The organism is Deltaproteobacteria bacterium (genome assembly GCA_016874755.1).
Classification (GTDB): Bacteria; Desulfobacterota; Binatia; order UBA9968; family UBA9968; genus DP-20.
The window spans coordinates 23,430-48,668 of the sequence record VGTH01000036.1; the positions used below are offsets into that span (position 1 = coordinate 23,430).

A 25,239-nucleotide genomic window follows, 5' to 3' on the forward strand; every position below is an offset into this window, starting at 1 on the left:
CATGCTTCCGACCCTCACCCAGCGGCAAAAAGAGATCTACGATTTTCTCCTGAAAACCATTCGGGAGAAGGGCTTTGCCCCGTCGATCCCCGAGATCGGCGCGCGCTTTAAGATCGCCTCCACCAACGGCGTCTCGGATCATCTAAAGGCCCTGGAAAAAAAGGGCTACATCCGCCGGCTCGGCAAGCGCGCCTTGGAGATCGTCACGGCGAGCGGCCAATCGGCGTTGAGCGGTTTTCGCGAAATCCCGATTCTGGGACGGATCCCCGCCGGCAAGCCGTTTCTCAGCGACGAAAACATCGAAGGCATGCTGGCTATTACTAACGATATGGGCTCAGGCAAAATCTTTGCCCTACAAGTCAAAGGCGACAGCATGATCGGCGCCGGCATTCAGGACGGCGACAAAGTGATCGTCAAGCAGCAGGGCACGGCGGAAAATGGCGAAATCGTCTGCGCCTTGATCGAGGGCGAAGCGACCTTGAAGCGCTTTTTTAAAAAAGGCGGCGTCGTCACGCTTCAAGCAGAAAATGAAAAATATGCGCCGATCACGGTGTCGCAGGGGGAGTTTCGGATCGTTGGCAGAGTGATCGGATTACAAAGAAAATTCTAAACGATGCAACAAAGATCAAACCACAGGAGGATTTTATGACGACGAAAAGTTTTGAGGATTTGGAAATTTGGAAAAGCGCCCGGGGGTTGGCGAAAGAAGTGTATCGCTTAACTGCCGATCCGAAATTTTCCAAGGATTATCGCTTCCGCGATCAACTGCGCGACGCGGTCACGTCAGTCATGTCTAACATTGCCAAGGGTTGTGAGCGCGGCGGCAATCAAGAGTTTTTGCAATTTCTCTTCACAGCCAAAGGGGCTTGTGGGGAAGCCCGCTCGCATCTTTATGTCGCCTTTGACCAAGCGTATTTGCCGCAGAAAAACTGCGAAGAGTTGTCGCAGGCTTTCAAACGGCTCTCGACCATGATCAGCAATTTGATCGATTATCTAAAAGGCAGCGATGCGAAAGGACCTCAATACAACAACTCCAACCGTCCCAACGGGGCGAGTCGGCCTGAGGTTAATCGCAACGGTCGAACGATTTGAACCTCAAAAAAAGGCCGAACAGTTTGAAGGATTTGAACCGTACCAATGGCTTTCATGTTTGCTCAGAAGAGCACACAGCAAGACGTTGCTCGGTCAGAGAGCCATTGGACGCTAAGTCAAATTACTGGCCGTTTAGTCGAAATCTCCGGCTCGACGGGATCCGCATCGTTGACCATGAGCTTTGGCTTAGTGCGCGAAGCGCAGTTAAACGGGGAGCCGGTTGGTTGGGTGACTTCGACCGAGAGTTCTTTCTATCCACCGGATGCGGCTCGGAGTGGTGCCGATCTAGCTGCTCTCGTGGTGGTTCGTTTGCCAAAACGAGAGAACATTCCGCGCGCGGGAGAGAAACTTTTGCGCTCGGGTGGGTTTGGGTTGATTGTGCTCGATCTTGGGGCGGCCGATATTCCCATGCCCTTGCAGGCGCGCTTGACGGGTTTGGCTATGCATCATCATGCGGCGCTGGTTTGTCTGACGACTAAAGCGAGTAAAGCTTTTTCGTTGGGCTCGTTGGTGTCGTTGCGCGTGCACGCGGAAAAGAAACGGATTTCTGGAAATAGGTTTGGCTGCGCGCTGCGGGTGCTGAAAGACAAACGGCGCGGGCCCACTTGGAATCATGAAGAACTCTACCGCGGACCGGCTGGCTTGTGTTGATCTGCCGGCTTTTCCATTGCAGCTGCTGCTCAAGCGCCGCCCTGAATGGGCGGGCCATCCGGCCGCAGTGGTGGCGGAGGACAGACCGCAAGGATTGATTCTTTGGGTCAATGATCGAGCCCGCCAACTCGGCGTCTTGCCGGGAATGCGCTACGCCGCGGCTTTCTCTCTTGCGACGGGATTGCGCGCCGGCGAAGTAGCCGCGGGTGAGATCAAACAAGCCATAGACGGCCTCACCCAATGTTTGATGCGTTGGTCGCCGGAAGTCGAACCGGCCAAACAGGAGCCCGGGATTTTCTGGCTCAATGGCGCTGGGTTGAAGCAGCTTTTCCCCACGGCCAATCAGTGGGCCCGAGCGATTGATGGCAGCATTAAAGAAGGTGATTACCAGGCCACCATCGTCGTCGGCTATACCCGTTTTGACACCTACGCCGTTGCTAAATCTCGAAGGGGGGTAACAATCTTTCGCAGTGCCGACGAGGAGCGCGCTGCCGCAGAGCAGGTGCCGCTTGACCGTCTGCATATCGACGCCAAATTTCGCGATGTTTTATCCAAGCTCGGCATCAGGACCGTCGGCGCTTTATTAACACTGCCGCCAAGCGGTTTGCGCGAGCGTTTCGGTCCCGATGCGCACCGGCTTTACCGCATGGCCGCTGGCGACCTCTGGACACCGCTCCAGCCGAGCGCGCCGGAAGCACCGGTTGTGCAACACCGTATCCTCGACGACGCCAAAAGCGACGCTGTACGGCTTTTATTTCTCATCAAACAGATGCTCCATCCGCTGCTCGCCACGCTTGCCACGCGTGCTCAAGCGCTGACGGTCTTGTGGCTGTCTTTTCTCATCGATCACGGCGCTTGGTTGAAAGAGCAACTGCGCCCCGCCGAGCCGACGCTCAACGCGGTTCAAATTCTCGATCTCGTAAGACTGCGGCTTGAATCGCTTAAACTCACTGCCGGTGTGATCGAAATCGAGTTGCGCGCCGAATCTTGCGCGGCAACGAGGGAGCAGCTCCGGCTGTTCATCGAAGGCCCGGCACGCGATCTCGACGCCGCTAACCGCGCCCTGGCGCGCCTGCGCGCCGAGTTCGGCGACGGCGCTGTCGTGCAGGCCAAACTAAAAGATGGTCACCTCCCTGAAGCTAACTTTGCCTGGGAACCCCTCGATCGGATCATACCTCCGAACAATTCTACAACTTCGATTAAGGCAGACGGTTTGAACGGCTTGAACCCTTCGACCGGGCTCAGGACAGGCTCCGCAAAGCGATTGAATGGTTGGAACGGTCAGTCCGCATTGGTCCGCCGCATCGTCAACAAACCGATCATGTTTGCTGGCTCCCCGCGTGGTAATCACGAGGACGGTTGGCTGATCTTGGGTCTCCAGTACGGCAGCATTGAAAAACTCACCGGTCCCTACGTTTTCTCGGGCAGTTGGTGGAATCGCGAAATCCAGCGCGAATACTACTACGCCGAAACCCGGCGTGGGGATCTCCTGTGGGTGTACTACGACCAGATGAGAAGACGATGGTTTTTACAAGGGGTGGTTGAGTGATTCAAAACGAACTATTGAATGGAGGTTTTATGGCCATACATCCGGGTAGAATTTTATTGGAAGAATTTCTTGCACCACGTGGAATTAGTGTCTGGCACCTGGCGCGAGATGTACAAATCCCGGTGCGGCGGGTTTATGAAATTATTCAGGGACAACGTGCCATCACCAAAGATACTGCTCTCTGTCTAGCGCACTACTTTGGCATGTCCGAACGCTACTGGTTGGATCTACAGGCACGGTTTGAAGGAGAGACGGCAAAGAAAACTTTGAAAGATTTTTTGAGAGGGCAATCGCTTCGTTATGTGGGGTAAGGATTAACGGTGATTTAGACAAAGTGCATTTGTCGTGATGGTTAATTATGTTCGATGTTTCCTACCTACCGCTTTGGTGCAAGAGCAATTTTTCTTTTCTCGAAGGAGCCAGTCATCCCGACGAGCTGATTGAAGAGGGGCATCGGCTTGGTTTGCCTGCCTTAGCGTTAACTGATCGCGATGGGGTTTATGGTATCGTGCGCGCCCATGTGAAGGCGCGCGAATTGGGGATGAAATTGATCGTCGGTGCGCAGGTGAGCGTCGATGATGGCTCAGTCATCGTGCTCTTAGCTCAAGATCGTGGCGGTTATGCCAATCTTTGTCGTTTGTTAACCAGGGGGCGATTGCGTTCGGAAAAGGGGGAGAGCGTTGTTTCTTGGGATGAGGTCTGCGCGCATGCTTCGGGGGTGATTGGGTTGTGGGGTGGGGGTGGAGAGCAGGGGGATGGGAGCAGGGAGCAAGCAGCCGGAGCGCGCAGTGCAAAGAGCAAGGGGCAAGGGGCCGGAAGTGCGCGAGGTCGCACTAATACCGGCAAGTCAGCCGAGGTGATAGATTCCGGGCCTTCGACTGAGCTCAGGACAGGCCTGCGCCGGAATGACGGAGTAAAAGCCCGAGAAATCATTGAATTATTGTGTGATGCCTTTGGCGATCGCCTTTACCTCATGCTCGCGCGTCATCGGCGGGAGGAGGAGGTCGAGCAAGAAGCGCACCTGCGCGAGGTTGCCAGCCGTTATAACATTCCGCTGCTTGCTGCCAACGAAGTGCTTTATCACACGCCGGCGCGCCGGCGGCTACAGGATGTTCTCACCGCAGTTCGCCAGGGTGTGCCAGTCTCCAGTTGCGGTCGCAAGTTAAAGCCCAACGCTGAATACGGACTTAAGTCGCCGCCGCTTTTCGGCCAACTGTTTGCTGACGATCCGGCAGTGGTGACACGCACGCTGGAAGTTGCCGAGCGGTGCAGGTTTTCACTAAACGAGCTGCGTTATCGCTATCCTTCGGAAAAAATGCCGAATGGGGTGACCTCCGCCGAGTGGCTGCGCCGCTTGACGCTTGAAGGCGCGCAGCGGCGCTACCCTCAGGGCGTTCCTAACGGGATCCCCCAGCAAATCGATAAGGAATTGGAGATTATTCAAGCGCTCGATTATCCCGGCTACTTTCTCACCATGTGGGAGATCGTCGAGTATTGCCGCGCTAACAATATTCTTTGTCAGGGGCGAGGTTCGGCGGCCAATTCCGTGGTCTGTTACTGCTTGGGCATTACCGCCGTCGACCCAAAGCGCATCGGGATGCTCTTCGAGCGCTTTCTCTCACAAGAACGGGCTGAGCCGCCGGACATCGATCTCGATATCCAGCACAACCGGCGCGAAGAAGTGATCCAGCATGTCTATGAGAAATACGGCCGCGAGCGCGCCGCCATGGTTGCCAACGTGATTCGCTACCGGGCGCGCTCGGCGCTGCGCGATGTCGGCAAGGCGCTGGGATTTGCCGAAACCGAGTTGGATCGCATGGCAAAGTTTTTATCGTCCTATGATGCGGTATCGCCCCATACGCTGCACAGCTTGGGCGTCGACACGCGGGCAGGCATGCACAAGCATTTGCTTGAGTTGACCAATGAGATTTTAGATTTTCCGCGCCATCTATCGATTCACCCCGGCGGGTTCTTGCTCGGCCATGAGCCGGTGCACGATATTGTGCCCATCGAAAATGGCACCATGGCCGAGCGCACGGTGATTCAGTGGGATAAGAATGATCTTGAAGATTTAAATTTGTTTAAAGTGGATTTGCTGGGCCTAGGGGGGCTGACGCAGCTTGATCTATGTTTCAAACTGTTGCGCGCACATGATGGCATTGAACTGTCGATGGCGACCATCCCGGAAGGTGATAGCGCAACCTTCGATCAAATATGCATGGGCGACACCGTGGGTGTGTTCCAGATCGAAAGCCGCGCGCAGATGTCGATGCTGCCACGGCTGCGACCAAGAGATTTTTACGATTTAGTGATTGAGATCAGCATTGTCCGTCCCGGCCCGATCACCGGCGGTATGGTGCATCCGTATCTGCGCCGCCGTCAGGGCAAAGAAAAAGTTGATTATCCACATTCTAGTCTTGAACCAGTCTTGGAGAAAACCCTTGGCGTGCCGCTGTTTCAAGAGCAGGTGATGCGTTTGGCGATGGTTGCCGCCGACTACACTCCGGGTGAAGCCGATCAATTGCGCCGCGACATGGCCGCCTGGCACCGCACCGGCCGCATGGAGCGCCACCGCGAGCGCTTGATCACCCGCATGCAGGCCAAGGGCATCAAGCCGGAGTTTGCCCAACGCGTGTTCGAGCAGATTCGCGGCTTCGGCGAGTACGGCTTTCCCGAAAGCCATGCCGCGAGCTTTGCGTTGATTGCCTACGCGACGGCGTGGCTTCGCTGTCACTATCCCGCTGAGTTTACTTGTTCACTGCTCAACGCCCAGCCCATGGGTTTTTACACACCGGCGACGATTGTCGGTGATGCGCAACGGCACCATGTGGTGGTTCGACCTGTCGACGTGCAGCAGAGCGAATGGGATTGCACATTAGAAGAATTAAACAGCGGCCGCAGCAATTTCGCCGTGCGCATGGGACTGCGTTACATCAAGGGCCTGTGCCAAGACGAAGCCGAGGAGATTGTTTTGCGCCGAGGCCAAGGCGCCTTTGCTTCGCTCGAAGATTTTATTCGGCGCACGCGCGTCAGCGAAAGCACGGCGAGCGCGTTGGCTGAAGCCGGTGCGCTGGAGAATCTAACCAAAGAGCGTCGCTCGGCGCTTTGGGACGTGCGCCGATTGGCCCGCCAGCAAAATCAATCGTTACGTTTGTCACCGCGAGAAAGATCCGCGCGCTTCGAATCCTTGTCCGATTTTGAAGAGGTGCACTGGGACTATCGCATGACCGCGCACAGCCCACGGCGCCATCCGTTGGCGCCGCTGCGTACCGCGCTGGCGGCGCAAGATTTGCCGGACGCAGCAACAATCATGGGCATGCAAAACGGCGCCAGAGTGCGCTACGCCGGATTAGTCATTTGCCGTCAGCGACCCGGCACCGCCGGCGGCGTCGTGTTCATGACACTCGAAGATGAAAGCGGTTTTGTCAACGTGGTGGTGTGGGAGAATGTGTTCCAACGCTATGCGGTGATCGCCAAAACCGTGAGTTTCTTGGGCCTCACCGGCAAGCTGCAAGTCGAAGAGGGTGTGGTTCACTTAGTTGCCGAACAGATGTGGGAGCCCAAGGTCGCGCTCCATCCAGCCAACACGCACAGCCGAGATTTTCACTAGAGCCGTCTCGGGCGCATTCTATGTAGGTCCGTTCTCTGTTGACTTTCGGCAGTCGAGAGGGAACTCTAGCCTTCATGTCGGTCTCTCCCCATCCTTCGGCTAGAGCCATGCGACGGGTTGATGTCCCTGCGCTGGAAAATGGTGACCGTTTGACTCGCCCAGAGTTCGAGCGTCGCTATGCGGCTATGTCGCAAATCAAGAAAGCGGAACTAATCGAAGGAGTGGTTTACGTGCCTTCCCCAGTACGCTACGAGGGACATGGTCGCCAGCATTCGGAGTTAGCCACATGGCTCGGAGTCTATGTCGCCTCTACACCGGGGGCTGGGGTAGCAGACAATGCCACCGTGCGCTTGGATTTCGATAACGAACCACAGCCAGACTTGCTGCTCCGCATCATCGAGGGTGGGCAATCGCAGGTTGGCTCTGACGGTTACGTGGAGGGTCCGCCCGAATTGATCGCCGAAATCGCTTCGAGCAGTGTAGCCTATGATCTCCATCAAAAACTCGAAGTGTATCGTCGCCACGGTGTTCAAGAATACATTGTCTGGCGCACTCAGGATCAGGCCACCGATTGGTTTGTCCTGCGCGAGGGGCGCTATGAGCGATTGACGCCAAACGAATCGGGACTGTACCAAAGCGAAAATTTTCCCGGGCTATGGTTAGATGCGCCGGCGCTGCTGCAAGGCGATCTGGCTAAGGTTCTCCGGCAACAAACCGACGGAGTGGCGACTCCCGAGCACGACGCCTTTGTTGCGCTCACAAGAGCGAAGCGAAATTGAGCGAGCTTCGTTTCACAAATCCCGCTTCATCTTGATGGCTGCCAACGAAGCCAATAAACCGATTCACAACCAGGATCGACCCTCAACAACAGCACGAACCACAGGAGAGTACTTTCGAGTTGTTTCCAAATGAAAGGAAAGGGCGCAATCCATCACGCCCGTTGTCGTCGCCAAGGTAAGCGTTTCGCTGTTAGATCGTAAATGGAAAACTCTGTACTCATTGCCGACTTTGAATCGGCCAACTCGTCCCAAGCGGTCAGTCTGACTGCATGCTGTCCCTTATGTGCGCAACCAGGCGCGCCCCGGCTCTTCATCACACGCGATCGCGTCCATCATACTCCGGGGACTTTTGCCATTCACCGCTGCTCATATTGCGACGCGCATTTCATTCAGCCCTGGTTAGACAACGATCAGCTAACGCAATACTACCCTGCGGCTTATCGCCGCCATGGCCCGGCCAAATCTCTCGATAAGAAAAATTACCGCGGTTATTGGCACAGACTTGTTCTTGAATGCTGCTACGACTATCCGGCCACCAGTTCGGTTGGAACGGCTTCAAACATTAAAAGAACCGCAGCGTGGGTTCTTTCCTGGTTCATGGCCCGACAAGTGATTCCCTATAAAGGCCAAGGCCGGATTCTCGATGTCGGCTGCGGTGCTGGCTCCTATCTCTACCGCCTCAAGCAATGGGGTTGGAAGACCTATGGGATTGAGCCAAGCCCGGCAGCAGCCCAGCAGGCGCGCGCCTTGGGGCTCGATGTACAGCAGGGCACGCTGAGAGATGCCAAGTATCCGGACAGCTACTTTGATGTCGTACGGCTTTCCAACGTGTTGGAACATCTGCCGAACCCGAGAGAGGTGTTCGCACAGATCCGGCGAATTCTTAAACCCGACGGTATTGTCTACGTGACCGTTCCCAATACTCACAGCCTGATCTTCTGGCTATTTCGAGAACACTGGTTTGCCCTCGACGCGCCGCGTCATGTGATCTCTTACAGCCCGAAAACATTGCGAGTGTTGTGTGATGCCAGCGGTTTTGACATTGCCGCTATGAACTTTAGCGCAGGGCCTTTCAACTGCGTGCGCAGTTTGCGTTACTTCTTAAACGAGCACGAAAATTGGCCCGTTTGGATTCGGCGAATTCGCTGGGACCACAGCAAATTGCTGCGCCGCTTGCTACGGCCGATCTTCGTTATCGTTGATTCCTGCGGCTACGGCGATTTTTTGCACGCCACCTTGCGACCGAAATAGTACCGCCGATGTCTTCTGTTGGCGGGCGTTAACTTGACAAGCGAAAGAAAAGTGTGGTTTAAGAATTGTAATTTGCGTTGCGCTGTTTGGCAAAATTTTCCAGCAAGCGTGAAGATTGTGACGATCTCTAAGGAGGGGGTTGAATGAAAAATTCTGTGCATTTGATGACCGGGTCGGTGGCGGCGCTTTTCTTGGGTGCTTTGCTGGTGGCGTGTAGCTCGACGGATGCGCCACCGCCGGCTCCGGCACCGGTGCCGGCACCGAAGCCAGCTCCAGCCCCAGCGCCGGCTGCAAAGGAAGAGAAAGCTGCTAAGACTAAAGCCGTCGAAGTCGAAGGCGTGATCAGCGCCGTCGGCCAGCGCACGATTACTTTTCAACTAGAACGCAAAGGCAAGATTCGCGAAGAAGTGGTCGGTGTCGACGATAAGACCAAGATTGAAAAGAGCGGCAAGAACGTCAAGCTCGCCGATCTTCAGGCTGCCGATAAAGGTATGATCAACTACGAGCCCGATGCCTACACTCCCGCGCTGGGGATCAAGATTACTGGCAAGGGTGAAATTAAGAAAGTCGGCGGCGACGATTAGGTCCGATAGCGGTCGGCGCGGTCGCCGCCGACAACTTCTAAGTCTAGCGACTGATCCTCGCGCAAAATCTTAAACGAGATCCGTTCTCCCGGACGCTTTTTCCACATTTCGCGATAGAGCTCCGGACGCGAACGGATCGCGTTTTTTTCCACACTAAGAATCACGTCTCCCTCTTTCAAGCCGAACTTTTGCGCCGGCCCTCCGGGTACCACGCCGCCAATCACCACGTGATCGGCCATGGGCTGCGGATAGATGCCCAGCCAGGGCCTCGGCTGGCGGCTTTTCACTTGACCAAATTGCTTTAGCTCTTGCTCATAAGTACGGTAGTAGTCGATGGGAATCGCCATCGAGAATTTGCCGACCTCGGTCAAGTTAAGCGACACGACTCCGAGCAGCTCGGCGCGAAAATTGGCCAGAGTGCCGCCGCCGAAGCCGGGGTTAAAAGCCGTTGTGCGAATAGTCTTATCAATCATGTATTCCCATTGGCCGTCATAAAGATCGACCGACGAGACATAGCCGCCAGCCACCCGGCGACCGCCTTGACCACTGCTAGCGATCATCACGACCTCCTGGCCGAGCTGCACCGAATCCGCCGGCGCGAGCCGGAGAAACGGCAGCCCGCGGGTGGCGATCTTGATCAAGGACAATCCCGTCTCTTGGTCTTGGGCGGCGATCTGCGCCGGGTGCTGCTCGCCATCGTGAGTTGTCACCGTGATCGACGATGCGCCCACGGTGACGTAATGGACGGTCAAGATGTAGCCGTCGCTATCGACGATAGTGCCCGAGCCGAAGCGCTCTGCGCCCAAGTTGCGCGCCGAGGGGTGGCGCTCGGAAACTTTGACATGAAGCTCCACCGTTGCCGGCAGAATCGAATGGATCAAACCGATATGGCCATTCACAGTTGTACTCCTGAAACTTCAAAGGCACGGTTAGGGTGGAGCGGTAATTGCGCCGCCGGCGTATACAGTCGCCCTTGCCAGGTGTCGCGCTTTTCCAATTCATGATAAATCGCGTTATGCACGCCGATCTTATTGATGGACCAGGCCGGCGCGACGGTCATGGCACGATAGGTTTCGCCGGTCAGACGGTGAATCACCATGTTGGGGTCGAGGCGCTCCAGAAAATCAATCACCAGCGAGACGTATTCCTCCTGGCTAAAAAGCGTGAACTGACCGCCGTGGTAAAACTTTTCCAGAGTGGTGTTTTTGATCACGTGCAAATTGTGCAGTTTGACGCCGTCGATACCCAGCTCGTTGAGTAGACCAGAGGTTTGCAGCATCTCAGCACGGCTCTCACCAGGGAAGCCCAAAATCAAATGGGTGCAGACTCGCAGACCGCGGCGCTTGCAGCGCTTGATCGCATCGACATACTCGGCCAGACCATGGCCGCGATTGATCCACCCAAGGGTCCGGTCATGCATCGACTCAAGGCCCAGCTCCAACCAAAGATAAGTCGTGCGCGCGAGGTCGGCGATTAAGTCGAGCACGTCGTCGGGCAAGCAGTCCGGTCGTGTGCTGATCGACAGGCCGACGATGCCGGGAAAAGCCAGCGCTTCGCGGTAGAGTTGTTCCAGCTTGGCCGCGCTTTCGTAGGTGTTGGTATAGCTTTGAAAATAAGCGATGTACTTTTCCGCTCGGTGGCGTTTGAACACGGCGCTGGCGCCGCGCGCCAATTGTTCGGTGACCGAGGTGCGCGGCTGATAGTCCTCCGGTGTGTGGCTGGAGTTGTTACAATAGATGCAGCCGCCCACAGCGACTTTGCCGTCGCGGTTAGGGCAGGTGAACTCCATCCGCAGACCGATTTTGTAAACCCGCGCGCCAAAATGGTCTTTGAGCACATGGTTGAAGGCGTTGTAGCGCTTGGCCCGCCAACGCTCGTGAAGTTCGGCCGGAAAGTTCATGGGAAAGCCAACAGAGGGTTAACATAGGTACGGTTCAAGGTTCAAGATTTCTTCTCAGTACATTTCTTGTTGGCCTCGGCCTGGGTCTTGCCTGGGCTTGTGTAACACCCTGCGCGCGCCTTGGAAGTTGTTAATAAATCGATAGCTTTTACTCCTTGGGCGGGCTGCAACGGCTTGACAATGGGCAGGATTTCTCTATATTCACTTTACGAAACGGCCACTTCTGCGTCGATGAAAATTCCCGTCGACGATATTCCTCAATCCCCCAAAGAGATCAGTTTCGCTGAACGAACTGAGGGGCTTAATGAGTTTTACCGCAAGGAAAGTGCGGCGGATTTCCATTTTCCCCCAGAGCTGGCAGTGCTCCTGAGCTTTTATCGGTCTGGGGAGGAGTTGTTTTTTAATGGCGAAGTGGCCGGCACAATTGGCGCGCGTTGTGGCCGCTGCCTCGAAGATTACGAATTTGAATTGCGGCGGCGCTTCGATTTAGTCTTGGTGCCGGCGCCCGCCAAGAACGGCCGAGGCGTCGAGGAGCTGCGCGGCGAAGAATTGGGTCTGAGCTATTACGCAACCGAAGAAATCGACTTGGCTCCTCTCATCGACGAGCAAGTGATGTTGGCCCTGCCAACTCGGCCGCTGTGCAAGGACAGCTGCCGGGGGCTTTGCGATCGCTGCGGTGTCAATCTCAATGGCGAAGCATGCCGATGTGAGGCAGTAGCCAGCGACCCCCGTATGGCGATCTTTCGCACGCTCAAAGTCGGTCGCTAAGCGGGCCCTGGATGAGCAATTACCGCTGTCGTCGCTTTGCGGCGGCAGAGAAGGATGGGATTTTCCATGCCAGTACCGAAGAGACGCACTTCGAAACGAGTCAAAAATCAGCGCCGCGCGCACGACGCCCTAACGGCTCCGCAGTGGAGTAGTTGCGCTAAATGCGGTGAGACCGTCCTGCCCCACCGTGCCTGTCGCAACTGCGGTTTTTACCGCGGCCGAGTAGTCATCCAGACCGAAGAGAGTTGAGCCCGCCAGCGCGGTTCTATGCCACGGATCGCCGTTGATGCGATGGGGGGAGACCGGGCGCCCGGTGTGGTGGTCGAAGGCGCATTGCTCGCGGTCCGAGAGCTCGGGGCCGACATCGTTTTGGTCGGCCAAAAGGACGCGGTGGAGCGGGAGCTGGCGCAGCATAACAGCGCGCCAAAGCTAGAAATTATCCCTGCATCCCAAACCGTCGAGATGCGCGAGTCGCCGAGCAGCGCCTTGCGCAAAAAAGACTCGTCGATGAAAGTCGGCTTCGAGTTAATGAAGCGCGGCGAAGTGGAGGCGTTTGTCAGCGCCGGCAACTCCGGCGCCATGATGGCGTGCGGCATGTTTGTCTTGGGCAAGCTGCCGGAAGTGGCCCGCCCGGCGATCCTCGTTACCGTGCCCAGCATGGCTAAAGGGACCGTGATCGTCGATGCCGGCGCGAACGTCGACTGTAAGCCGCGCCATCTCGTGCAGTTCGGCCAGATGGGAGCGATCTATGCCGAACATGTGCTGAGCGTCGCCAAACCCCGAGTCGGTGTGCTCAGCAACGGCGAAGAAGACAGCAAAGGTAACGATTTGACCCGCGCCGCGGCGCAGGAATTGAAGAACACGGGTCTCAATTACATCGGCTACGTCGAAGGACGCGACATTTTTAATGGCAGCGTCGACGTGGTCGTCTGCGATGGGTTTACCGGCAATGTGGCGCTAAAGACAATGGAAGGGGTGGCCAGTTTTGCCGGAGCAGTGCTCAAAGAAGCCTTTCAAAAGAAGCTATCCAGCAAAGTCGGTTATCTGATTAGTCGCAAACCGCTGCGAGAAGCCTACCGCCGCCTGGACTATGCCGAGTACGGCGGCGCGCCGTTGATCGGTCTCGACGGCGTGGCGATTATCGCCCACGGCGGATCCAATCCTTTGGCGATCAAGAACGCGGTACGCGCGGCTCGGGACGCCGTCGATCATGGCGTCAACCGCCGTATTATAGAAGTGCTCAGCGGCAGCGGTGAGGACGCCCACGGCGAAAAAAAAGCAGGGTTGCCACAGAAACTTTGACACCGCTTGAAGTCGAAAATCGAATCTTTTGGCGACAAGCCCGCCGCCGCGGACGAAGCAGATTTGGAGCATCACCCTAGTGACAAAAGATAAAGCAGCTTTTGTTTTTCCCGGCCAAGGTTCCCAGTCGGTGGGCATGGGCAGAGCCCTGTGTGAGCAATTTAGCGTCGCCCGCGATACTCTAGCGGAAGCCGAAGATGCGCTTGATTTCGCTCTTGGCCGGCTGTGCTTTGACGGGCCGGAAGAGGCGTTGACTTTAACGGAAAATACCCAGCCGGCAATTCTGACGATCTCCATCGCGCTGCTCCGTGTCGTCCTGAGTGAAACCGAGCTGCGCCCCGACTTTGTCGCTGGCCACAGCTTGGGTGAGTACAGCGCGCTGGTTTGTGCCGGCGCCTTGAGCTTTCGTGACGCGGTGAAAACCGTGCGGGAGCGCGGTCGTTTGATGCAGGCGGCGGTGCCGGTGGGCACCGGCAGCATGGCGGTCATTCTCGGCTTGGAGATGGACGCGGTGCAAAAGCTTTGCGTCGACGCGAGCAACGGCGAGGTGGTGGCGCCGGCCAACTACAACGGCGGCGGCCAGATCGTTATCGCCGGCGCCAAAGACGCCGTCGCTCGTGCGGTCGCCCTAGCCAAGGAGCGCGGTGCCAAGCGCGCCTTGAGCATTCCGGTGAGCGCGCCGTTTCATTGCCAGCTCATGGCGCCCGCCGCCCAGGGGCTGGAAAAAGTCTTGAGCGCCGTCGAGGTAAAACCGCTGTCGACCGGCGTCGTCACCAACGTTGAAGCTCTGGTCAATCGCGACCCTGGCCGGGTCAAAGCGCTGCTCGTCGAGCAGGCGGTCAAGCCGGTGCGCTGGGAGGAGTCGGTACGCAAGCTCGATGACCTCGGTTGCGGTCGTGCTTGGGAGATCGGCCCGGGGAAAGTGTTGAAGGGCATGATCAAACGCATTGTTCCGACGATGGTCGTAGAAAATATTGAGTCTCCTGCAGATTTCGAAAAACTGGCGGTCGGAGCGAGCGCGTGAGCCTTAGCGGCCAAGTAGCCCTTGTCACCGGCGGCAGTCGCGGCATCGGCAGGGCCATCGCGCTGCTCTTGGCGCAGCAGGGTGCCTTTGTGGTCGTCAACTATCGCGGCAATCAAGCTGCGGCTGAAGAGACCCTTGCCGCCATCAACCAAGGCGGCAAAGGCGAGCTCCTGCAGTGCGATATTTCAAACGAGGTGCAGGTAGAGGCCGCGGTCAAAAGTATCGTTGACCGACATCAGAAAATTGATATTCTCGTTAACAACGCCGGCGTTGCCTCTGACAACCTGTTGATGCGCGTGAAAGCCCAAGATTGGGACCAGGTTGTCGGAACCAATCTAAAGGGCACGATTCTTTGCACCAAGGCGGTATCGCGCCAGATGATTCGCCAGCGCAGCGGTCGTATCGTCAATCTATCATCCATCGTCGGGCAGATGGGCAACGCCGGCCAGTCGCTTTACGCGGCGACTAAAGCCGGTATCATCGGTTTCACCAAATCGGTTGCGCGTGAAGTGGCATCGCGCGGGGTGACCGTTAACGCGGTCGCCCCGGGGTTTATCGAAACCGAAATGACCGCCGGTCTGCCGGCCAAAGTCCAAGACGACTATCGCCAAGCGATTCCGCTCGGTCGTTTCGGCACCGCGGTAGAGGTGGCGCAGGCGGTGCTGTTTCTGGTGGGACCAGGGGCGGGCTATATCACCGGACAGGTTGTAAACGTCAACGGCGGCCTGTACATGTGAGCAAATGTTTAGCAGGAGGTAAGAGAAGATGGCGGCATCGATTCCAGCCAGAGTAAAAGAAATCGTCTGTGAGCAGTTGGGGGTGAGTGCGGAAGAGGTCACTCCGGAAGCTTCCTTCATCGAAGACTTGGGCGCGGATTCCCTCGACATCGTCGAATTGGTGATGGCGTTGGAAGAAGAGTACGAAATGGAGATCTCCGACGAGGACGCGGAAAAGATCAAAACAGTGCAGGATGTTATCAGCTACATCGAGAGCCACCGCTAACCGTCGCTTGGTGCGCTCGACATTCTTCACTCACCAGCGGTTCGAACACCACCTGGAAATCGCAGGGGACGCGTTGCGTGGCAGCGCTGCTGCTGCGATTTTTCTTTATGCGCGCAAAATATTTCTATTGAGGCCTACGGTTTTATGATTGCTCTCGGTTGCGATCATGGCGGCGTGGAACTGAAAACCTTTTTGCGCCGGCTGCTCGAAGCAAAAAATGTCGCGGTGCACGATTGCGGCACCCACGGGTCGGAGTCGGTGGATTACCCCGACTACGGCCGCGAGGTTTCGTCGCGCGTATCCCTCGGTGAAGCGCAGCGCGGCGTGCTGGTCTGCACCAGCGGCATCGGCATGTCGATTATCGCCAACAAATTTCCCGGCGTGCGCGCCGCGCTGGTGCACGACCTGGACGGCGCGCGTTCAAGCCGCGAGCATAACGACGCCAATATTCTGGTCTTGAGCGGCGCCAAAACCGACCAAAACTTGGCCGAAGAAATCCTGGACATCTGGCTCAGCACGCCATTTGCCGGCGGTCGGCATCAACGTCGTCTTGATAAGATCAATGCCATTGAAAAGGATCTGACTGTGCGCCCCGTTGATGCGGAGCGCTAACCAGCGAAGGATTTGTCATGTCTTTCTTGCAACAAACCGACCCCGAGGTCTTTGCCGCCATCGAAAAAGAGACCCGGCGGCTTGAAGGCAATCTGGAGTTGATCGCCTCGGAAAACGTCGTCAGCGAAGCGGTCCTCGAAGCCCAGGGCTGCATCATGACGAACAAGTACGCCGAGGGCTATCCCGGCAAACGCTACTACGGCGGCTGCGAATATGTCGACGAAGTGGAGTCGCTGGCGATCGCCCGCGCCAAAGAGCTCTTTGGCGCGGATCACGCCAACGTGCAGCCGCATTCGGGCTCCCAGGCCAACATGACGGTTTACCTCGCCGTGCTGAAACCCGGCGACAACTATTTGGGCATGAACTTGGCTCACGGCGGCCACTTGTCGATGGGCAGCCCGGTGAATTTCTCTGGCTTCATCTATAACGTCGTCCCCTACGGTGTGTCGGAGCAAACCGAGACCATCGATTACGATGAAGTTGAGAGGCTGGCGAAACAGCATCGCCCGAAATTGATCATCGCCGGCGCCAGCGCTTACCCGCGCATCATCGACTACGCGCGTTTTCGCAAGGTTGCCGATGAAGTGGGAGCTCTCTTGATGGTCGATATGGCGCATATCGCCGGTCTGGTCGCAGCCGGGCTCCACCCGAGTCCGGTGCCCTATGCCGATTTCGTGACCACAACGACGCACAAAACTCTGCGTGGGCCGCGCGGCGGCATGGTGCTGTGCAAAGCGGAGCATGCTAAGACCATCGACAGCCGGGTTTTTCCCGGCATGCAGGGCGGGCCGCTGATGCATGTGATTGCCGCCAAAGCCGTGGCGCTGAAAGAAGCGCTCAGTCCTGAGTTCAAAACCTATCAGCAACAGATCGTCAAAAATGCCAAAGCGCTGGCGCAAAAATTAATGAACAGCGGTTTTCGCCTGACCTCCGATGGCACTGACAACCACTTGATGCTGGTCGACCTGCGCAAATCTGAGCTGACCGGCAAAGTCGCCCAGGAAACTCTAGACAGGGCGCGGATTACGGTCAACAAAAATGGCGTGCCCTTTGACACTCGCTCTCCGTTTGTCACCAGCGGCGTCCGCATCGGCACGCCGGCGGTGACCACGCGCGGCATGAAAGAAGCGGAAATGGAAACCATCGGCGGTTTGATCACCCGGGTGCTACAGAACATCAGCGACGAGAAGGTGGTGCAGCAGGTCGGCGCGGATGTCGGCGCGTTGTGCAAGAAGTTTCCGGTGTATCCGCATCGGCTGGCGAAGAATTAGAGGACAGAGAACTCGAGGATGGAAGATTGAGGATCTAGGATCGAGGATAGCGTATGCGAATACGCGTCTGCCATTCGCCATTTTCGGATTTCCATCATCCATTAACATGAAGTGTCCCTTCTGCCACGAGATTGAGAATCGCGTCATCGATTCGCGCCTGTCGAAGGACAGCAATATGATCCGGCGCCGGCGCGAATGTGAGCGCTGCAGCCGCCGGTTCACGACCTACGAGCGGGTCGAAGAGATGATGCCGATGGTGATCAAAAAAGACGGGCGGCGGGAAAACTATGACCGGGTCAAGATCATCAACGGTTTGAAGCGCGCTTGCGAGAAGCGGCCCGTGAGCATCAATACGATTGAAGCCGTGGCCGATCGGGTGGAACGGACTATTCAAGAGCGCGGTGAAAAGGAAATCCCCAGCTCGGTGATCGGCGAAGCCCTGATGCGCGAGCTGCACGACACCGACCCAGTGGCCTATGTGCGCTTCGCTTCGGTCTATCGATCGTTCAAAGATATCAGCGAGTTCTTAGTGGAGCTTGAAGAGTTGATCAAAGAGCGCAAGAGTTCCTCGGCCCTCGCCAACCTGCGGCCGAGAAGGGAATAGTCGGTTTTGGCCGCGCCGGTCTGGAGCGAGTTCGAGATCAAGTGCATGGGTTTGGCGCTGCGCCAAGCGCGCAAAGCCGCGGGCCGGACGAGCCCCAACCCGATGGTGGGCGCAGTGCTTGTGCGGGGTGGTCGAATCGTCGCCAGCGGCCATCACAAATACCCCGGCGGCGATCACGGCGAGATCGACGCGCTCAAGAAAGCCGGCGCCAAGGCGCGCGGCGCAACCCTCTATCTAAATCTCGAGCCCTGCAGCCACTACGGGCGCACGCCGCCGTGCGCCGATGCGTTGATTCGCGCCGGCATAGCCGAGGTCGTGGCCAGCATGAAAGATCCCAATCCGTTGGTTGCCGGGAGGGGTTTTGCAAAGTTGCGCCGCGCCGGTGTGCGCGTGCGCAGCGGTTTACTTGAGGAAGAGGCAAAAACGCTCAACCAGGGCTGGGTGAAATATATCCAGCGCGGCATGCCTTTCGTCACACTCAAGCTGGCCGCCACGCTCGACGGCAAGATCGCCGCGCGCACGGGCGACGCCCATTGGATTAGCGGCGCGCTGTCGCGCAACACAGTGCATCGGCTGCGCAATGAATTGGATGCGGTAATTGTCGGTGCCGGCACAGCGCTGGCCGATGACCCACAGCTCACTTGCCGGATTGCCGGCGGGCGCAATCCACTGCGTGTGGTGTTGGATAGCCGGTTGCGCATTGCACCGGCTGCCCAACTGTTGCATCAAGCCGACCCTGGAAAGACGATTATCGTAGCGGGAGGCGGCGTCGGTGCGGCGAAGAGCCGAGCCGTGGTAAGCTCTGGCGCGCAGCTCTGGCAGTTTCCGCTGCGCGCGGGAAAAATTCCCTGGCGGCCGCTGTTGCGCAAACTCGCCCGGCGAGGCGTCGTGAATGTGCTGATCGAAGGCGGAGCAGAAGTTGCGGCGTCGGCGCTGCGAGACAAAATCGTCGACAAAATAATATTTTTCTACGCGCCGAAAATTTTGGGCAGCGATGGTAAATCGATGGTTGGCGAACTGGCCATCGACAAAGTCCGCCGATCGCTGCAGGTGAAAGGTTTAACTGTCAAGCGCTCCGGCGAAGATATCTTGGTTGAAGGTTATCTGTGATGGAGCAAAGGGCGAAGTTATGTTTACCGGTTTGATTGAAGACGTCGGCGAGATCAAGGGATTTCAGCTCAGTAAGGGCGGAGCGGTGCTGGTGGTCTCAACCCGATTGCCGGTTCGCGCCATGAAGCCCGGCGCCAGCGTTGCGGTCAACGGTGCCTGTTTAACCGTGGTCAAGAAAGCCGCGCGGGAGTTTACCGTAGACGTCTCGCCGGAGACCTTGGCGTGCACCAGCTTGGCCCAGCTGCACAGCGGTAGTCTGGTTAATCTCGAAGAGCCGATGCGGCTGCAGGAACGGCTCGGCGGTCATTTAGTCACCGGGCATGTCGATGGCTTGGCGACGGTTGCCAGTATCGAGAAGAGCCATGAATTTACCTGCTTTAGGTTTCGTTTGCCGGCCAAACTTGGGGAGCTTTTAGTCCCCAAGGGCTCGGTGGCGGTGGACGGCATTAGTCTTACGGTCAATCAATGCTCGCGCCAGAGCTTTTCAGTGATGATCATCCCGTTTACCTTGCAGCACACTAATTTGCGCGCCCGCAGGGTTGGTGATAGAGTCAATATCGAAACCGATCTCATCGGTAAATACGTTAAAAATTTCATGAAACCGCATCGGTGATCGCTGCGCACGAAGATTTTCAATTATGTCCATTGCTACGATTGAAGAAGGGCTGGAGGAAATTCGCGCCGGCCGGATGGTTATTCTGGTCAACGAAGACGCGCCGGACAGCGATGGCTTCTTCTGCTTGGCGGCAGAAAGAGTCACGGCCGAAGCGATCAATTACATGCTGCACCATGGCCGCGGCATCATCTACGTCAATCTGCTCGACGAAAGAATCCGCGAGCTGGGCATTCCGCTGGTGCCGGAAGAGAATAGCCCGCTGTCGGGCCTCCTGTGCGGCGCTTCATTTACGGTTCGCCTCGAGGGTGTCCACGGGGTTTCCGCCCAGGGGCGGGCTCATACGATCTTGGCCGCCATCGACGACAAAACGACCCACGAAGATCTGGTGATTCCCGGCCACGTGCAGCCGCTCCAGGCGCGCGTCGGCGGCGTGTTGGCGCGCTCGGGACGCACCGACGCGTCGGTGGATTTGGCGCGGCTTGCCGGTTTCAAGCCGGCCGGTGTGCTTTGCCAAATTTTAGAAGAAGACGGCTCGGTGGCGCTCCTGCCCGCGCTGTTCAAATTGGCCGAGCGGCTCGGCCACAAGGTGCTCTCGGTGGCCAGTCTGATTGCCCACCGGCTGCGCAACGAAAGCCTGGTAAATCGGGTGGCCGAAGAGGAGTTTCCAACGATTTACGGCGGCAATTATAAAGCGATCGTTTATCGCAATGCGGTGGATGGCTCGGAGCACATTGCGCTCATCAAGGGCGATATCAGCGCCGAGGGCGGCGCGCTGGTGCGGGTTCATTCGGAATGTTTGACCGGCGATGTGTTTGGCTCGGAGCGCTGCGACTGCGGCGATCAAATCCGCCACTCGCTGCGCATGATCGACGAGCGCGGCCAGGGTGTGCTGATCTACATGCACCAGGAAGGCCGCGGCATTGGGCTGACGAACAAGATCAAAGCCTATGCGCTGCAGGACCAAGGGCGCGACACGGTGGAGGCTAATCTTGAGTTGGGCTTCAAAGAAGACCTGCGCGACTACGGCATCGGCGCGCAAATTCTGCGCGATTTGAACGTCAAGCAGGTGCATCTGCTGACCAACAACCCGCGCAAGATCGCCGGCCTCGAAGGCTACGGCGTCAACGTTGTCGATCGCGTGCCGCTGGAGATTTCCCCGCGCGACAGCAACATTCATTATTTGCGCACCAAGCAGCGCAAGCTGGGCCATCTCTTGAGCAACCTGGATGTCAAAGCGGCCAAGCATTGAGATCACGCGTTTTCATCTATGGCAAAACTCATTGAAGGCAAGCCCAACGCGCAGGGGCTCAAACTAGGCATCGTCGTCAGCCGCTTCAACAACTTTGTAACGGAGAAGCTGCTGGCCGGCGCCCTCGATGCCATAGACAGCCACGGCGGCAATGCCGACGAAGTCGTGGTGGCGCGCGTGCCGGGGGCGTTTGAGATTCCACTGATAGCCAAGAAGATGGCCGCCAGTGGCAAATACGACGCGTTGGTTTGCCTGGGCGCGGTGATTCGCGGCGACACTCCCCATTTCGATTATGTCTGTGAGGCGGTGACCCGCGAACTCGGCAAAGTGGTTTGGCAGTTCGAGCTGCCGGTCGGGTTCGGTGTCTTGACCACCGACAACGTGCAACAAGCCCTCGACCGCGCTGGCACCAAGGACGCGAACAAGGGCTACGAGGCGGCGCTCACTGCCATCGAAATGGTGGACGGGCTTCGCCAACTGCCGCGTTAGCAGCAAATTCTGAAGCTGCCCAATTCCGACAAATCGGACTCATCGTGACCGAGGAGCAAGAATCAACCGTTGGCGTTCACAGCGCCAAGACCAACCGCCGCAAGGGGCGCGAACTGGCGTTGCAGGCGCTGTATCAAATCGAGATCACCGGCGATCCGTCGGTGGCGGCTGTCGATTTATTTCTGCAGCACTTCGAAGGCAACCCGCGCGCCAAGGAGTTTGCCCGCCGTTTGGTTTCCGGGGTGGTCAGCCAGCGCGCCGAGGTCGATCGCCTGGTCGATGGCGCGACGGAAAACTGGAAGCTTGCCCGCCTGTCCAAGGTGGATCTGGTCATTCTCCGCATGGCGACCTACGAGTTGGTTTTCTGCTCGGACATTCCGCTCAATGTCAGCCTCGATGAGGCGGTCGAAATCGGCAAGCGCTTTGGCAGTGAAGATTCACCGAACTTCATCAACGGGGTGCTCGATCAGATCGCCCACTCTGATGCGGTGAAAGCGTAGATCTCTTGAAATCTATTTACGAACGTTATCAGCCCAAAGAGATTGAAGAGAAGTGGCAGCGTCAATGGGAGGCGAGTCACTCCTTTCAAGTCGCTGAAGACGGCAGCAAGGCCAAGTATTACGTGCTCGAGATGTTTCCGTATCCGTCGGGACGCATCCACATGGGCCATGTGCGCAATTATTCGATCGGCGACGTGGTGGCGCGCTACAAGCGCATGCAGGGCTTCAACGTGCTGCACCCGATGGGTTGGGACGCCTTCGGTTTGCCTGCGGAAAACGCCGCCATCGAGCGCGGCGTCCATCCCGAAGCTTGGACCCAGGAAAATATTCTCTACATGAAGACCCAGTTGAGGCGCATGGGGCTCTCCTATGACTGGGCGCGCGAAGTGGCCACCTGTCTGCCCGACTACTACCGTTGGAATCAGTGGATCTTTATTCAGTTCTACAAAAAGGGGCTTGCCTACAAGAAAAGTTCGTCGGTCAATTGGTGCCCCTCCTGCGCCACCGTGTTGGCCAACGAGCAGGTGATCGACAGCGCCTGTTGGCGCTGTGACTCGACGGTAGTGCAAAAGGAGTTGGAGCAGTGGTTCTTTCGCATAACCGACTATGCCGAAGAGCTACTGCGCGATTTGGATAGGCTTAACGGCTGGCCCGACAAAGTGCTGACCATGCAGCGCAACTGGATCGGCAAGTCGATCGGCGCCGAGATCGATTTTCCGGTGATCGGCCACGACACCAAGCTGCGCATTTTCACCACCCGCCCCGATACGATTTACGGCGCTACGTTTGTATCGCTGGCGGTGGAACATCCGTTGGCGCTACAGCTTTGCCGTGGCACCGCCGAGGAGTCGCAGGTCAAAGGTTTCATCGAGCGGGTGAAGAACATCAGCCAAGCCAAGCGCGGCGAAGATGAAGTCGAGAAGGAAGGGGTTTTCACCGGCGCCTACTGCCGCAATCCTTTCACCGGGGAAAATATTCCGATCTACCTGGCCAATTTCGTTTTGATGGGCTACGGCACCGGCGCCGTGATGGCCGTGCCGGCGCACGATCAGCGGGATTTTGAGTTTGCGCGAAAATACCAGCTGCCGATCCGGCTCGTGATCGAGCCGCAAGATCGCAAACTCTCGGCGAGCGAATTGACCGAAGCCTATGTCGATGAGGGTGTGATGGTCGACAGCGGGCCGTTTTCGGGCACGCCGAACGTCGAAGGGAAAGAGAAAATTGCCGCCCACGCGCAAGCTCAAGGTTGGGGCGAAAAGGCGATTCGCTACCGGCTGCGCGACTGGGGTGTGTCGCGCCAGCGCTATTGGGGCACGCCGATACCGATCATCTATTGCGAGCGCTGCGGGCCGGTGGCGGTGCCGGATGCCGAACTCCCTGTCGAATTGCCAAAAGACGTGCCTTTCACCGGCAAAGGCGGCTCGCCGCTGGCGGAAAGCCAGCGCTTCAGCCAGGTCGCCTGTCCTCAGTGTGGCGGCGCCGCGCGCCGCGAAACCGACACGATGGACACCTTTGTGGATTCATCTTGGTATTTTCTGCGCTACGCATCGGCACGCTACGACAAGGCGCCGTTCGACAAAGCCCAGGGCAAGTATTGGATGGCAGTCGACCAATACATCGGCGGCGTCGAGCACGCGGTCTTGCATCTGCTTTACGCGCGCTTTTTTACCAAAGCGCTGCGTGACATCGGCCTCGCTCAAGTGGCTGAGCCGTTTAGTAATCTCTTGACGCAGGGCATGGTTTGCAAGGAAACCTACCGCTGCCCGACACACAACTGGCTTTTTCCGGGCGAGCTTGGTGGTTCGGAAAAACAAGGGTGGAAGTGTCCGCAGTGCGGCCAAGCTGTGGAAAAAGGCCGGGTCGAGAAGATGTCGAAATCGAAGAAAAACATCATCGATCCGGAGGATTTGATCAAAGCCTACGGCGCCGACACGGCGCGGTTGTTTACGTTGTTTGCGGCGCCGCCGGAAAAGGATCTGGAATGGAGCGATCAGGGCGTTGAAGGCGCCTATCGATTCTTGAGCCGATTGTGGCGTTTTACGCAGCAGCATCGCGATGGCTTGCTGGCCGGTAGCAATGGTGCGATGGACGAAGAGCTGACGGCCGACCTGCGCGATCTGCGTCGGACCATTCACCGTACGATCAAGAAAGTCACTGAAGACATAGACGGCCGCTTTCATTTCAACACCGCGATTGCTGCGATCATGGAATTGTTCAATGCCCTGAGCGCCGCCGCGCAGGATCAAGAACAACCGCGAGCCGGCGGCGCACTTATCAAAGAAGGGTTGGAAACGCTGATCGTTTTGTTGGCGCCTTTCGTGCCCCACGTCGCCAACGAGTTGTGGGAACAATTGGGCCATGGCGAGACGCTCGATCGGGTGCAGTGGCCGACGTTCTCCGAAGCAGCGCTCGAAGAGGAAAAACTTTTGGTGGTCGTGCAGGTCAATGGCAAGGTGCGCGGCAAGATCACCGTGCCGGCTGACGTCACCCAGGAGCGCATTGAAAAGGATGCCCTGGCCGATCCGAAAGTGACCGGCTTCTTGAGCGGCAAGAAAGTGCAGCGCGTGGTCTATGTGCCGCGCCGATTGGTCAATATCGTGGTGGAGGGTTAGTCATGACGCGACTGGGTCATTGGCAGGTTTGGCGGGCGCTACTCGTTGGCATCGTTATATGGGGCGCTGGAGGGTGCGGTTATCGGTTGACCGGCCAGAATTCCTATTTATTGAAGAATGTCAAAACCGTCTATGTCGAACCGTTCCTCAGCCGGAGCCGCGACGTCGGCATCGACAAAGAGCTGACTTCGGCGCTGCGCAGCGAGTTCTATCGGCGCGGGCAGCTCAAGCTGGTCGATCAAGCCGAGCAGGCCGATGTCATTCTGAGCGGTCTGGTGCGTTCGTTGGAAAGCCAAGTTGCATCGGTGAGCCGGCAGGACGAGGTGCTGGAGTATGAGGCGGTGATGACGCTCGACGTCACATTGCGCCGGCGCGAGCCGAACGAGGTTCTCTGGCGCGCTGCCAACACGCGGTTGACGCAGTTGTATGCCGGTTCGCGGGCCGCTGTGGTGACGACCTCATCGGAGTTTCGCACCGGTACCTTCAATACTTCCGATGTGCGGCGCTTGACCGATATACAGCTAACCGAAATGCAGAGCCAAGCGGCGCGCGAGCAACTGATGGATCGTTTCGCCCGTGACTTGCACCAGCGCATTGTCGAAGGCTTTTAACCTGACAAGCGCTAGACGGGCCGGCGGTGAAATGGTGAAACGGAGTTGTGCGG

The 25,239-nt window shown here is 57.4% G+C and carries 25 protein-coding genes and 2 pseudogenes; 25 read left to right on the forward strand and 2 right to left on the reverse strand.

Annotation, left to right across the window (positions count from 1 at the left end; all coding sequences use genetic code 11):
• The first annotated feature begins 1 nt into the window (after position 1).
• The 9 genes and pseudogenes from lexA (at position 2) to FJ145_19435 (ending at position 9,228) form a co-directional block, all read left to right on the forward strand.
• Positions 2–610: a transcriptional repressor LexA gene (lexA, locus tag FJ145_19395; protein ID MBM4263580.1), complete on the forward strand. Its 609-nt coding sequence runs from the start codon at positions 2–4 to the stop codon at positions 608–610.
• Positions 611–645: 35 nt separating this feature from the next.
• A complete protein-coding gene (locus FJ145_19400) occupies positions 646–1,092 on the forward strand; it encodes a four helix bundle protein (protein MBM4263581.1) in 447 nt (148 codons plus the stop codon).
• 45 nt (positions 1,093–1,137) lie between these two features.
• Positions 1,138–1,743: a recombinase A gene (locus tag FJ145_19405; GenBank protein MBM4263582.1), complete on the forward strand. Its 606-nt coding sequence runs from the start codon at positions 1,138–1,140 to the stop codon at positions 1,741–1,743.
• Complete coding sequence (locus FJ145_19410) at positions 1,706–3,292, forward strand: DNA polymerase Y family protein (protein ID MBM4263583.1); 1,587 nt, start codon at positions 1,706–1,708, stop codon at positions 3,290–3,292. Before FJ145_19405 ends, FJ145_19410 begins: the two co-directional genes overlap by 38 nt.
• A gap of 29 nt (positions 3,293–3,321) precedes the next feature.
• Positions 3,322–3,603 carry a HigA family addiction module antidote protein gene (locus tag FJ145_19415; GenBank protein MBM4263584.1) on the forward strand — a complete coding sequence of 94 codons (282 nt, stop codon included), beginning with the start codon at positions 3,322–3,324 and terminating at the stop codon, positions 3,601–3,603.
• Positions 3,604–3,650: 47 nt separating this feature from the next.
• Positions 3,651–6,902 carry a DNA polymerase III subunit alpha gene (gene dnaE, locus FJ145_19420; GenBank protein MBM4263585.1) on the forward strand — a complete coding sequence of 1,084 codons (3,252 nt, stop codon included), beginning with the start codon at positions 3,651–3,653 and terminating at the stop codon, positions 6,900–6,902.
• Positions 6,903–6,976: 74 nt separating this feature from the next.
• Positions 6,977–7,681 (forward strand): Uma2 family endonuclease, encoded by a 705-nt coding sequence (locus FJ145_19425; GenBank protein ID MBM4263586.1) that lies wholly within the window; start codon positions 6,977–6,979, stop codon positions 7,679–7,681.
• 201 nt (positions 7,682–7,882) lie between these two features.
• Entirely contained in the window at positions 7,883–8,932 is a 1,050-nt protein-coding gene (locus tag FJ145_19430) for a class I SAM-dependent methyltransferase (protein ID MBM4263587.1), read from the forward strand.
• Positions 8,933–9,096: 164 nt separating this feature from the next.
• Positions 9,097–9,228, forward strand: a pseudogene (locus tag FJ145_19435) (cytochrome c5 family protein).
• A 284-nt stretch (positions 9,229–9,512) separates the two neighbouring features.
• On the opposite strand, the gene FJ145_19440 reads toward FJ145_19435, so the two are convergent.
• The gene (locus FJ145_19440; GenBank protein ID MBM4263588.1) at positions 9,513–10,415 is read right to left on the reverse strand and encodes a PDZ domain-containing protein; all 903 of its coding nucleotides are present in this window, start codon (positions 10,413–10,415) and stop codon (positions 9,513–9,515) included.
• The gene (locus tag FJ145_19445) at positions 10,412–11,416 is read right to left on the reverse strand and encodes a TIGR01212 family radical SAM protein (protein ID MBM4263589.1); all 1,005 of its coding nucleotides are present in this window, start codon (positions 11,414–11,416) and stop codon (positions 10,412–10,414) included. The genes FJ145_19440 and FJ145_19445 overlap by 4 nt, the downstream gene beginning before the upstream one ends.
• A gap of 180 nt (positions 11,417–11,596) precedes the next feature.
• Here FJ145_19445 and FJ145_19450 point away from each other — a divergent pair, with 180 nt between their 5' ends.
• The 16 genes and pseudogenes from FJ145_19450 to FJ145_19525 all read left to right on the forward strand — a co-directional run bounded on the left by FJ145_19450 (position 11,597) and on the right by FJ145_19525 (position 25,186).
• A complete protein-coding gene (locus FJ145_19450; GenBank protein ID MBM4263590.1) occupies positions 11,597–12,184 on the forward strand; it encodes a DUF177 domain-containing protein in 588 nt (195 codons plus the stop codon).
• Positions 12,185–12,250: 66 nt separating this feature from the next.
• Complete coding sequence (locus tag FJ145_19455; GenBank protein MBM4263591.1) at positions 12,251–12,433, forward strand: 50S ribosomal protein L32; 183 nt, start codon at positions 12,251–12,253, stop codon at positions 12,431–12,433.
• An 18-nt stretch (positions 12,434–12,451) separates the two neighbouring features.
• A complete protein-coding gene (plsX, locus tag FJ145_19460) occupies positions 12,452–13,486 on the forward strand; it encodes a phosphate acyltransferase PlsX (GenBank protein MBM4263592.1) in 1,035 nt (344 codons plus the stop codon).
• Positions 13,487–13,622: 136 nt separating this feature from the next.
• Positions 13,623–14,510, forward strand: coding sequence for an ACP S-malonyltransferase (gene fabD, locus FJ145_19465; GenBank protein MBM4263593.1), 888 nt, complete (start codon positions 13,623–13,625; stop codon positions 14,508–14,510).
• On the forward strand, positions 14,507–15,247 hold the full coding sequence (gene fabG / locus FJ145_19470) for a 3-oxoacyl-[acyl-carrier-protein] reductase (protein MBM4263594.1): 741 nt from the start codon (positions 14,507–14,509) through the stop codon (positions 15,245–15,247). The genes fabD and fabG overlap by 4 nt, the downstream gene beginning before the upstream one ends.
• A 28-nt stretch (positions 15,248–15,275) precedes the next feature.
• Positions 15,276–15,512, forward strand: coding sequence for an acyl carrier protein (gene acpP / locus FJ145_19475; protein MBM4263595.1), 237 nt, complete (start codon positions 15,276–15,278; stop codon positions 15,510–15,512).
• Positions 15,513–15,656: 144 nt separating this feature from the next.
• Positions 15,657–16,124, forward strand: coding sequence for a ribose 5-phosphate isomerase B (rpiB, locus tag FJ145_19480; protein MBM4263596.1), 468 nt, complete (start codon positions 15,657–15,659; stop codon positions 16,122–16,124).
• Between the two features lie 17 nt (positions 16,125–16,141).
• Positions 16,142–17,395, forward strand: coding sequence for a serine hydroxymethyltransferase (locus tag FJ145_19485; GenBank protein MBM4263597.1), 1,254 nt, complete (start codon positions 16,142–16,144; stop codon positions 17,393–17,395).
• Positions 17,396–17,501: 106 nt separating this feature from the next.
• Positions 17,502–17,999, forward strand: a complete 498-nt coding sequence (nrdR, locus tag FJ145_19490; GenBank protein ID MBM4263598.1) for a transcriptional repressor NrdR — start codon at positions 17,502–17,504, stop codon at positions 17,997–17,999.
• Between the two features lie 45 nt (positions 18,000–18,044).
• Positions 18,045–19,144, forward strand: a pseudogene (gene ribD / locus FJ145_19495) (bifunctional diaminohydroxyphosphoribosylaminopyrimidine deaminase/5-amino-6-(5-phosphoribosylamino)uracil reductase RibD).
• Positions 19,129–19,722 carry a riboflavin synthase gene (locus tag FJ145_19500; GenBank protein MBM4263599.1) on the forward strand — a complete coding sequence of 198 codons (594 nt, stop codon included), beginning with the start codon at positions 19,129–19,131 and terminating at the stop codon, positions 19,720–19,722. The pseudogene ribD and the gene FJ145_19500 overlap by 16 nt, the downstream one beginning before the upstream one ends.
• 25 nt (positions 19,723–19,747) lie before the next feature.
• On the forward strand, positions 19,748–20,974 hold the full coding sequence (gene ribA / locus FJ145_19505) for a GTP cyclohydrolase II (GenBank protein MBM4263600.1): 1,227 nt from the start codon (positions 19,748–19,750) through the stop codon (positions 20,972–20,974).
• A gap of 18 nt (positions 20,975–20,992) precedes the next feature.
• Positions 20,993–21,463, forward strand: coding sequence for a 6,7-dimethyl-8-ribityllumazine synthase (locus FJ145_19510; protein ID MBM4263601.1), 471 nt, complete (start codon positions 20,993–20,995; stop codon positions 21,461–21,463).
• Positions 21,307–21,963, forward strand: coding sequence for a transcription antitermination factor NusB (gene nusB / locus FJ145_19515; GenBank protein ID MBM4263602.1), 657 nt, complete (start codon positions 21,307–21,309; stop codon positions 21,961–21,963). Before FJ145_19510 ends, nusB begins: the two co-directional genes overlap by 157 nt.
• Before the next feature lie 14 nt (positions 21,964–21,977).
• Positions 21,978–24,575, forward strand: a complete 2,598-nt coding sequence (locus FJ145_19520) for a leucine--tRNA ligase (GenBank protein MBM4263603.1) — start codon at positions 21,978–21,980, stop codon at positions 24,573–24,575.
• Positions 24,576–24,577: 2 nt separating this feature from the next.
• The gene (locus tag FJ145_19525) at positions 24,578–25,186 is read left to right on the forward strand and encodes a hypothetical protein (GenBank protein MBM4263604.1); all 609 of its coding nucleotides are present in this window, start codon (positions 24,578–24,580) and stop codon (positions 25,184–25,186) included.
• The last annotated feature ends 53 nt before the right edge of the window (positions 25,187–25,239 follow it).

Bases quoted from the DNA above. Each gene is read 5' to 3' on its own strand.
- lexA (MBM4263580.1), top strand. From the start codon at position 2: ATGCTTCCGACCCTCACCCAGCGGCAAAAAGAGATCTACGATTTTCTC.
- FJ145_19400 (MBM4263581.1), top strand. From the start codon at position 646: ATGACGACGAAAAGTTTTGAGGATTTGGAAATTTGGAAAAGCGCCCGG.
- FJ145_19405 (MBM4263582.1), top strand. From the start codon at position 1,138: ATGGCTTTCATGTTTGCTCAGAAGAGCACACAGCAAGACGTTGCTCGG.
- FJ145_19410 (MBM4263583.1), top strand. From the start codon at position 1,706: ATGAAGAACTCTACCGCGGACCGGCTGGCTTGTGTTGATCTGCCGGCT.
- FJ145_19415 (MBM4263584.1), top strand. From the start codon at position 3,322: ATGGCCATACATCCGGGTAGAATTTTATTGGAAGAATTTCTTGCACCA.
- dnaE (MBM4263585.1), top strand. From the start codon at position 3,651: ATGTTCGATGTTTCCTACCTACCGCTTTGGTGCAAGAGCAATTTTTCT.
- FJ145_19425 (MBM4263586.1), top strand. From the start codon at position 6,977: ATGTCGGTCTCTCCCCATCCTTCGGCTAGAGCCATGCGACGGGTTGAT.
- FJ145_19430 (MBM4263587.1), top strand. From the start codon at position 7,883: ATGGAAAACTCTGTACTCATTGCCGACTTTGAATCGGCCAACTCGTCC.
- FJ145_19445 (MBM4263589.1), bottom strand. From the start codon at position 11,416: ATGAACTTTCCGGCCGAACTTCACGAGCGTTGGCGGGCCAAGCGCTAC.
- FJ145_19450 (MBM4263590.1), top strand. From the start codon at position 11,597: ATGGGCAGGATTTCTCTATATTCACTTTACGAAACGGCCACTTCTGCG.
- FJ145_19455 (MBM4263591.1), top strand. From the start codon at position 12,251: ATGCCAGTACCGAAGAGACGCACTTCGAAACGAGTCAAAAATCAGCGC.
- plsX (MBM4263592.1), top strand. From the start codon at position 12,452: ATGCCACGGATCGCCGTTGATGCGATGGGGGGAGACCGGGCGCCCGGT.
- fabD (MBM4263593.1), top strand. From the start codon at position 13,623: ATGGGCAGAGCCCTGTGTGAGCAATTTAGCGTCGCCCGCGATACTCTA.
- acpP (MBM4263595.1), top strand. From the start codon at position 15,276: ATGGCGGCATCGATTCCAGCCAGAGTAAAAGAAATCGTCTGTGAGCAG.
- rpiB (MBM4263596.1), top strand. From the start codon at position 15,657: ATGATTGCTCTCGGTTGCGATCATGGCGGCGTGGAACTGAAAACCTTT.
- FJ145_19485 (MBM4263597.1), top strand. From the start codon at position 16,142: ATGTCTTTCTTGCAACAAACCGACCCCGAGGTCTTTGCCGCCATCGAA.
- nrdR (MBM4263598.1), top strand. From the start codon at position 17,502: ATGAAGTGTCCCTTCTGCCACGAGATTGAGAATCGCGTCATCGATTCG.
- FJ145_19500 (MBM4263599.1), top strand. From the start codon at position 19,129: ATGTTTACCGGTTTGATTGAAGACGTCGGCGAGATCAAGGGATTTCAG.
- ribA (MBM4263600.1), top strand. From the start codon at position 19,748: ATGTCCATTGCTACGATTGAAGAAGGGCTGGAGGAAATTCGCGCCGGC.
- FJ145_19510 (MBM4263601.1), top strand. From the start codon at position 20,993: ATGGCAAAACTCATTGAAGGCAAGCCCAACGCGCAGGGGCTCAAACTA.
- FJ145_19525 (MBM4263604.1), top strand. From the start codon at position 24,578: ATGACGCGACTGGGTCATTGGCAGGTTTGGCGGGCGCTACTCGTTGGC.